We start from the raw sequence: 7,500 nt of genomic DNA, 5'->3' as shown, positions 1-7,500 counted from the left end.
GAGTGGAAGGGCCATCGCTCAACGGATAAAAGGTACGCCGGGGATAACAGGCTGATGATTCCCAAGAGCTCATATCGACGGAATCGTTTGGCACCTCGATGTCGGCTCATCACATCCTGGGGCTGGAGCAGGTCCCAAGGGTTTGGCTGTTCGCCAATTAAAGTGGTACGTGAGCTGGGTTCAGAACGTCGTGAGACAGTTTGGTCCCTATCTGCCGTGGGCGTCGAAATTTGAGAGGAGTTGACCCTAGTACGAGAGGACCGGGTTGAACATACCTCTGGTGTACCTGTCGTGGCGCCAGCCGCGCAGCAGGGTAGCTATGTATGGACGGGATAACCGCTGAAAGCATCTAAGCGGGAAGCCTCCCTCAAGATAAGATTTCACAGAGCCGTGGAAGACCACCACGTTGATAGATCGGATGTAGAAGCGCGGTAACGTGTGGAGCTAACCGATACTAATTGCTCTATTCGCACTTAAGAGTCCCACCATCAACGACAGTCCTGCAGGGATTGTCCGCGACGTGGATGATTGTAAGAAGCAGTCCATATTGCACGGGCATCGATTGAACCCAATTTTGACCTACGCCGGCTTCATTGCTTGGTGACCATGGCGTCAGTGACCCACCCGATCCCATCTCGAACTCGGCCGTGAAACCTGACAGCGCCGATGGTACTACCGCTTAAGCGTTGGAAGAGTAGGACGTCGCCAGGCATTGTAGCCGACGTATGGTTGAAAACAGGAAAACCCATTCACAAGTTCAAAGGCCGGCAGCGATGCCGGCCTTTTGCTGTTTTAGCGGCCTTGGCCGTATATTGGTGGCGCGGGATGGAGCAGCCCGGTAGCTCGTCAGGCTCATAACCTGAAGGTCGTAGGTTCAAATCCTACTCCCGCAACCAACATAGCCCGCCTTTTGGCGGGCTTTTTTGTGTCTCGCGCCCGGCTGGAGCCCGATTGTGCGGCGCCGATCGCTGGAAAAACCGGCCCGAAGGACCTATCTTCCCCCCCATGAACCTCTATGTCGACGTCACCCCCGCCACGCCGCGCACGCGGACCGGCGCGATCAAGCTCCATGGCCCCGATGCCTTTGAGGGCATGCGCCGCGCCGGGCGGATCGCCGCCGAGGCGCTCGATGCGCTGGTGCCGCTGGTCAAGGCCGGCGTCAGCACAGGCGAACTCGACGATTTCGCGCGCGACATGATCGTCGCGGCGGGGGCGATACCGATCAACATCGGCTACCAAGGCTATCGCCACGCGAGCTGCATCTCGGTCAACCATGTCGTGTGCCATGGCATCCCGGGCTCCAAGGTGCTGAGCGAAGGCGATATTCTCAACATCGACCTGACTGCGGTGGTCGATGGCTGGCACGGCGACACGAGCCGGATGTTCCTTGTCGGCGACGTGCCGATCAAGGCGAAAAAGCTCGTCGACGTGACCTATGAATGTTTGATGCTTGGCATCGAGGCGGCGGTTCCGGGCGGACGGCTCGGCGATATCGGCCATGCGATCCAGCGCCACGCCGAAAAGCATCGCTATTCGGTGGTACGCGATTTCGTCGGCCATGGCGTCGGCCTCGTCTATCATGACGAGCCCGATGTGCATCATTATGGCCGTCCCGGCACCGGCCCCGAGCTGCGGCCGGGGATGATCTTCACGATCGAGCCGATGATCAATATCGGCAAGCCGGGGGTGAAGATCCTCGACGACGACTGGACCGCGGTGACGCGCGACCGCTCGCTGTCGGCGCAGTTCGAACATTCGATCGGCATCACCGAGAGCGGCGCCGAGATCTTCACGCAGAGCCCCAAGGGGCTGCACCGCCCGCCCTATCTTTAAGCGCGCCTATCTGGCGAAGAGCTGGCCGAGATCGGCTAGTGCCTTGAATTCCAGCGCATTTCCGGCGGGATCATGGAAGAACATCGTTGACTGCTCGCCGGGCTGGCCGGCGAAGCGCGTGTGTGGTTCGATGACGAAGGAGACGCCGTGGGCCTGTAACCGGTCGGCGAGCGCGCGCCATTCGGCGGGCGGCAGCACGACGCCGAAATGCGGCACCGGCACGTCATGGCCATCGACGGGATTGTGCCCAGCCACCCCTTCGCGCTTCGCCGCGACGCGGTGCGCGACGATCTGGTGGCCATAGAGGTTGAAGTCGATCCAGTCGGGATCGCTGCGTCCTTCGGGGCAGCCGAGCACGTCACCATAGAAATGGCGCGCGGCGTCGAGATCATCGACGGGGAAGGCGATATGGAAGGGGGCGATGTCGGTCATGGCCCGCGTTTAGCCGCAGCACGGTTCGCCGCCAAGCCGGCCCTTGGGTTGTGCGACGCAACATGCTAGGCGCGCCGCCATGTTGACGATCAATAGCCTGACCGTGCGCCTTGGCGGGCGCGCCATCCTCGACCGCGCGACCGCGAGCCTGCCCGCGAAGAGCCGCACCGGGCTGATCGGGCGCAACGGCGCGGGCAAATCGACGCTGATGAAGGTGATGATCGGCAGCCTCGAGGCCGACGAGGGCGGCATCGAAATGCCGCGCCGGACGCGCATCGGCTATATCGCGCAGGAAGCGCCGAGCGGCACCGCGACGCCGTTCGACACCGTGCTCGCCGCCGACACCGAACGCGCCGAATTGCTCGAACAATCCGAGACGGTCACCGATCCCGACCGGCTCGGCGACATCCACGAGCGGCTGATCGCGATCGACGCCTACACCGCGCCGGCGCGCGCCGCGCGCATCCTGATCGGGCTCGGCTTCGATGAGGAGATGCAGGGACGCCCGCTCGACAGCTATTCGGGCGGGTGGAAGATGCGCGTCGCGCTCGCAGCGCTGCTGTTCTCGAATCCCGATCTGCTGCTGCTCGACGAACCGTCGAACCACCTCGATCTCGAAGCGACGATGTGGCTCGAGTCCTTCCTCAAATCCTATCCGGGCCAGCTCGTCGTGATCAGTCACGAGCGCGACCTGCTCAACAATGTCGTCGACCATATCCTGCATCTGGAGGGCGGCAAGGTGACGCTCTATCCGGGCGGTTATGATGATTTCGAGCGCCAGCGCGCCGAACGCGCGGCGCAGCTTGCCGCGGCGAAGGCGGCGCAGGATGCGCAGCGCGCCAAGCTGCAGGACTATGTCGCGCGCAACAGCGCGCGCGCCTCGACCGCGAAACAGGCGCAGTCGCGCGCGAAGCAGCTCGCGAAGATGCAGCCGATCGCGGCGCTTGCCGAGGATCCCAGCCTGGCGTTCGATTTCCCGAGCCCCGACGAATTGCGTCCGCCGCTGATCACGCTCGACCTCGCGAGCGTCGGCTACACGCCGGGCAAGCCGATCCTGCAGCGGCTGAACTTGCGCATCGACCCCGATGATCGCATCGCGCTGCTCGGTCGCAACGGCAATGGCAAGACGACGCTGGCGCGGCTGCTCGCGGCGCAGCTGACCCCGATGGACGGCGCGATGGCGGCGACGGGCAAGATGCGCGTCGGCTATTTCACGCAGTACCAGGTCGAGGAACTCGACGGCAACGACACCCCGCTCGAGCATATGACGCGGATCATGGCGGGCAAGACGCCCGGCGCGGTGCGCGCGCAGCTCGGCCGCTTCGGTTTTTCGGGCAATAAGGCCACTACCCAAGTGTCGAAACTGTCGGGCGGCGAGCGCGCGCGGCTCGCGCTGGCGCTGATCACGCGCGATGCGCCGCATCTGCTGATCCTCGACGAACCGACCAACCACCTCGACGTCGACGCGCGCGAGGCGCTGGTGCAGGCGCTCAACGGCTTCGACGGCGCGGTGATCCTCGTCAGCCACGACCGCCATATGCTCGAACTCACCGCCGACCGGCTGGTGCTCGTCGACAACGGCACCGCGCGCGAGTTCGACGGCAGCATGGACGATTATGTCGCCTTCATCCTCGGCAAATCGTCCGAGAAGGAACGCGGAGGGTCGAAGGCCGACCGCAAGGAAGACCGCAAGGCCGCCGCGGCCGCGCGCGAAGCTGCGGCTAAGGTGAAGAAGGTCGTGTCGGACGCCGAGGCCGATCTCGCCAAATATGAGGTCGTGCTGACCGCGATCGACCGGGCGATGTTCGATCCCGCGGGTGCGGCGAACGAATATAAGGGGCTGACGATGAGCGAATTGTCGCAGCGACGCGGAAAGATCGTCGCTGCGCAGGAAGCGGCCGAGGCGCGCTGGGTTGAGGCGAGCGAGGCGCTCGAAGCGTTCGAGCGCGAGACGGCTTAGGATCTGGCCCTAGCAAACGGGGCAGGGACGGTGGCTCGCCCTCACCCTTCCGGCGCTTCGCGCCTCCCTCCCTCTCCCGCCGGGAGAGGGAAGGGGCCAGCCGGCGAAGCCGGTGGGAAGGGAGAGGGTGACCAGGTTAAGCCATCCTGCTGGTCCTATCCTACAGACGGCGTCGCCGCGCGCGGGCGATCGAAACGCTCTGGATCGCCGACAGCAGGAACAGGATGAAGGCGGTAAAGCCCGCGAGCGCGGCGACGATATAATAGTTTTGCCGCCCGCCGACCGAATTGGTCGTCATCAGATAATGGGGCCTGGCGATCGGCACCCCCTGCCGCTCGAACGCCGCGACGACGTCGGCGGGCAGGCCGTTCTCGACGAGCACCCCCTGCATATGATCGGCGAGGAAGATGTTGGTGCGCGGCGCTTCCTTGCTGTCGGTAAAGGCATAGCTCGCGCGGTCGATGAGGAAGCGCACCGGCGCGTCCCTGGCCGCGCCTTTTGCCACGACGGGGACATAGAGGGTCTGATGGTCTATATCGGCCGAGCGCGAGCGGAAGGCTTCGTCCATCTGCAGCGCGCGGTCGGTGTCGGGGACGGCGCCGGCGAAGATTGCCGAGCCGGTCGGCGGCGCGGCGGTGCCGAGCGCGGCGAGATCGACCGTGGCGGGCGGGTCCGACGGATCGGGTAATTGCTGCGATGTGAGATAGGCGCCGCCCGCGACGAGCGCGAGGATGATGCCGCAGACCAGCATGCCGGTGCGGACGCGGCGGAGGATCGGTACCGGATCGTCGCCCGCGATCAGCGAAGCCTGATTGAGCAGTTCGCGCTCGCGGAGCACGCGGAAAGCCGGGATGGCGAGGATGAAGGCGGGCACAAGCGCGGTCCAGACCTGCTCATAACTGCCCCATTTTTCGATCTGCCAGTCGGCAAGCCAGCGGTAGAGGCCGCTGAAATGGCTATATTCCCACCAGGCCCAGCCCGCGACGAGCGCCAGCCAGACAAGCGCGAGCCAGAAACGCAGCGATGATCTTTGCGGCATGCCTGCCCCCTTTGCCTTCGATCATCCTATCATATCCGCGCGGCATCCCGGCGCAGTGATTTGAACCACAGCGGCAAGCCATGATAACCTCGCGTTGCCGCCGAGTCCGGCTTGACAGCCGAGCCGGCGCCCGCGATAATAGTTTCAATTGAAACCATATTGGGAAGATGATCATGGCCGACCTGTTCGACAATCCGCTGGGCCTCGACGGTTTCGAATTCGTCGAATTTTCGGCGCCCGAAAAGGGCGTGCTCGAACCGGTGTTCGAGGCGATGGGCTTTAGCCTGATCGCGCGCCACCGGTCGAAGGACGTGCAATTGTGGCGCCAGGGCGGGATCAACCTGATCGCCAATTACGAACCCAAGTCGCCGGCGGCCTATTTCGCCGCCGAGCACGGCCCCTCGGCGTGCGGCATGGGCTGGCGCGTGCGCGATGCCGCCAAGGCCTATGCCGAAGCGGTCGCGCGCGGCGCCGAGCCGGTCGAGGTCGTCCCGGGGCCGATGGAACTGCGCCTGCCCGCGATCCGCGGCATCGGCGGCTCGATCATCTATCTGATCGACCGCTATGGCGACGATCTCAGCATCTATGACATCGACTTCGTCTACGAGGAGGGCATCGATCGCCACCCGGTCGGCGCGGGCATGCAGCTGATCGATCACCTGACGCACAATGTTTATGGCGGTCGCATGGCGCATTGGGCGGCCTTCTACGAACGCATCGCGGGCTTCCGCGAGATCCGCTATTTCGACATCAAGGGCGAATATACCGGCCTCACGTCGAAGGCGATGACCGCCCCCGACGGCAAGATCCGCATCCCGCTCAACGAGGAAGGCGCGGGCGGCAAGGGCCAGATCGAGGAATATCTGCGCGCCTATAATGGCGAGGGCATCCAGCATATCGCGTTCAGCTGCGACGACCTCTACGCCGCCTGGGACAAGCTCAAGGCGCTTGGCAATCCCTTCGCTCCGTCGCCGCCGGCGACCTATTACGAGATGCTCGAAGAGCGGCTGCCGGGGCATGGCGAGTCGGTCGAGGGCCTGCAGTCGCGTGGCATCCTGCTCGACGGATCGACCACGGAAGGCGACCCGCGCCTGCTGCTCCAGATTTTCGGCCAGACGGTGATCGGTCCGGTCTTCTTCGAATTCATCCAGCGCAAGAAGGATGAAGGCTTTGGCGAGGGCAATTTCACCGCGCTGTTCAAGTCGATGGAAATGGACCAGATCCGCCGCGGCGCGCTCGAGGTCGAAAAGGCCTGATGCCCGCGAAGATCGCCTCGGTCGAGGCCTTTCGGGCCGCGTTGACCGGCGATCAACTGGCCGTCGTCGATCGGCTGCGCGCGCTCGCCGCAGCTTCGGCAGACGGCGTGACCGAGCATATCAAGTGGAATGCGCCGAGCTTTTGCATCGGTGGCGACGATCGCATCACGCTGGGGCTTAGCCCGAAGGGCGTTCCGCGCGTCGTGCTGCACCGCGGGGTGAAGGCAAAGGATGCGGCGGATTTCGCCTTCGACGACCCCGCCGGGCTGGTCCAGTGGCAGGCGGCCGACCGCGGCGTGATGAGCTTCGCCTCGGTCGCCGAATTGACGGACAGGGACTATGCGGTCGGGGATATCTTCGCCCGCTGGATGGAGATGACGAAATGACCAGCCCGATCAAGCTCGGCGGCGTCCACCACGCCGCCTATCGCTGCAGGGACGCGAAGGAGACGGTCGACTGGTACGAGCGCATGCTCGGCATGACCTATACCACCGCCTTTGCCGAGGATCATGTGCCGTCGACCGGTGAATATGACCCGTATATGCATGTCTTCCTCGACGCGGGGAACGGCAACATTCTCGCCTTCTTCGAGCTGCCGAACCAGCCCGTCATGGGCCGCGACGAGAATACCCCGGCGTGGGTCCAGCATCTGGCGTTCAAGGTCGGCAGCTTCGACGAACTGGTCGCGGCGAAGGCGCATCTGGAAAGCGAAGGCGTCGATGTGCTCGGTCCGACGCATCATGGCATCTTCAAGTCGATCTATTTCTTCGACCCCAATGGCCACCGCGTCGAACTGGCGTGCGATATCGGGACCGACGAGCAATATGCCGAACTGCGCCGCGTCGCGCCGCTGATGCTCGAGGAATGGAGCCAGACGAAAAAGGCGCCGCGTCATGCCGACTGGCTGCATACGGCGGCGAACGAGTAAATCCTCTCCCCTCCCGCAAGCGGGAGGGGCAGCGAGACTTGCGAACTTGTTC

General features: G+C 64.1%; 7 protein-coding genes, 1 tRNA gene and 2 rRNA genes (1 of these 10 only partly in view). 8 read left to right on the top strand and 2 right to left on the bottom strand.

What is annotated here, in order from left to right:
- The 4 genes from B1A78_RS13360 to map all read left to right on the top strand — a co-directional run.
- Positions 1 to 477: ribosomal RNA gene (locus B1A78_RS13360) — 23S ribosomal RNA — on the top strand; it begins 2,315 nt to the left of the window's first position.
- A gap of 119 nt (positions 478 to 596) precedes the next feature.
- Positions 597 to 711: ribosomal RNA gene (rrf, locus tag B1A78_RS13355) — 5S ribosomal RNA — on the top strand.
- A 108-nt stretch (positions 712 to 819) separates the two neighbouring features.
- Positions 820 to 896: transfer RNA gene (locus tag B1A78_RS13350), tRNA-Met, on the top strand.
- A 109-nt stretch (positions 897 to 1,005) separates the two neighbouring features.
- On the top strand, positions 1,006 to 1,833 hold the full coding sequence (gene map, locus B1A78_RS13345) for a type I methionyl aminopeptidase (protein ID WP_077147451.1): 828 nt from the start codon (positions 1,006 to 1,008) through the stop codon (positions 1,831 to 1,833).
- A gap of 6 nt (positions 1,834 to 1,839) precedes the next feature.
- Here map and B1A78_RS13340 read toward each other — a convergent pair whose 3' ends face one another.
- Positions 1,840 to 2,265: a VOC family protein gene (locus B1A78_RS13340; RefSeq protein ID WP_077147450.1), complete on the bottom strand. Its 426-nt coding sequence runs from the start codon at positions 2,263 to 2,265 to the stop codon at positions 1,840 to 1,842.
- A 79-nt stretch (positions 2,266 to 2,344) separates the two neighbouring features.
- Here B1A78_RS13340 and B1A78_RS13335 point away from each other — a divergent pair, with 79 nt between their 5' ends.
- The gene (locus B1A78_RS13335; protein WP_077147449.1) at positions 2,345 to 4,225 is read left to right on the top strand and encodes an ABC-F family ATP-binding cassette domain-containing protein; all 1,881 of its coding nucleotides are present in this window, start codon (positions 2,345 to 2,347) and stop codon (positions 4,223 to 4,225) included.
- Positions 4,226 to 4,385: 160 nt separating this feature from the next.
- Here B1A78_RS13335 and B1A78_RS13330 read toward each other — a convergent pair whose 3' ends face one another.
- Positions 4,386 to 5,264, bottom strand: a complete 879-nt coding sequence (locus B1A78_RS13330; protein ID WP_077147448.1) for a hypothetical protein — start codon at positions 5,262 to 5,264, stop codon at positions 4,386 to 4,388.
- 173 nt (positions 5,265 to 5,437) lie between these two features.
- Between B1A78_RS13330 and hppD the strand changes: the two genes are divergently transcribed.
- Genes hppD through B1A78_RS13315 form a run of 3 tightly spaced genes read left to right on the top strand, consistent with a single transcriptional unit; the run spans position 5,438 to position 7,448 of the window.
- Entirely contained in the window at positions 5,438 to 6,520 is a 1,083-nt protein-coding gene (hppD, locus tag B1A78_RS13325) for a 4-hydroxyphenylpyruvate dioxygenase (protein WP_077147457.1), read from the top strand.
- Positions 6,520 to 6,906, top strand: a complete 387-nt coding sequence (locus B1A78_RS13320; RefSeq protein ID WP_077147447.1) for a DUF1801 domain-containing protein — start codon at positions 6,520 to 6,522, stop codon at positions 6,904 to 6,906. Before hppD ends, B1A78_RS13320 begins: the two co-directional genes overlap by 1 nt.
- Complete coding sequence (locus tag B1A78_RS13315) at positions 6,903 to 7,448, top strand: VOC family protein (RefSeq protein WP_077147446.1); 546 nt, start codon at positions 6,903 to 6,905, stop codon at positions 7,446 to 7,448. The genes B1A78_RS13320 and B1A78_RS13315 overlap by 4 nt, the downstream gene beginning before the upstream one ends.
- Positions 7,449 to 7,500: the final 52 nt, after the last annotated feature.

Origin of the sequence: Sphingopyxis sp. KK2, assembly GCF_001990265.1 — a bacterium.
Classification (GTDB): Bacteria; Pseudomonadota; Alphaproteobacteria; order Sphingomonadales; family Sphingomonadaceae; genus Sphingopyxis.
This window is presented reverse-complemented; position numbering and strand designations above follow the sequence as displayed.

Coding starts and splice junctions, on each gene's coding strand:
- B1A78_RS13335 (WP_077147449.1), top strand. CDS start 2,345: ATGTTGACGATCAATAGCCTGACCGTGCGCCTTGGCGGGCGCGCCATC.
- B1A78_RS13330 (WP_077147448.1), bottom strand. CDS start 5,264: ATGCCGCAAAGATCATCGCTGCGTTTCTGGCTCGCGCTTGTCTGGCTG.
- map (WP_077147451.1), top strand. CDS start 1,006: ATGAACCTCTATGTCGACGTCACCCCCGCCACGCCGCGCACGCGGACC.
- hppD (WP_077147457.1), top strand. CDS start 5,438: ATGGCCGACCTGTTCGACAATCCGCTGGGCCTCGACGGTTTCGAATTC.
- B1A78_RS13340 (WP_077147450.1), bottom strand. CDS start 2,265: ATGACCGACATCGCCCCCTTCCATATCGCCTTCCCCGTCGATGATCTC.
- B1A78_RS13315 (WP_077147446.1), top strand. CDS start 6,903: ATGACCAGCCCGATCAAGCTCGGCGGCGTCCACCACGCCGCCTATCGC.
- B1A78_RS13320 (WP_077147447.1), top strand. CDS start 6,520: ATGCCCGCGAAGATCGCCTCGGTCGAGGCCTTTCGGGCCGCGTTGACC.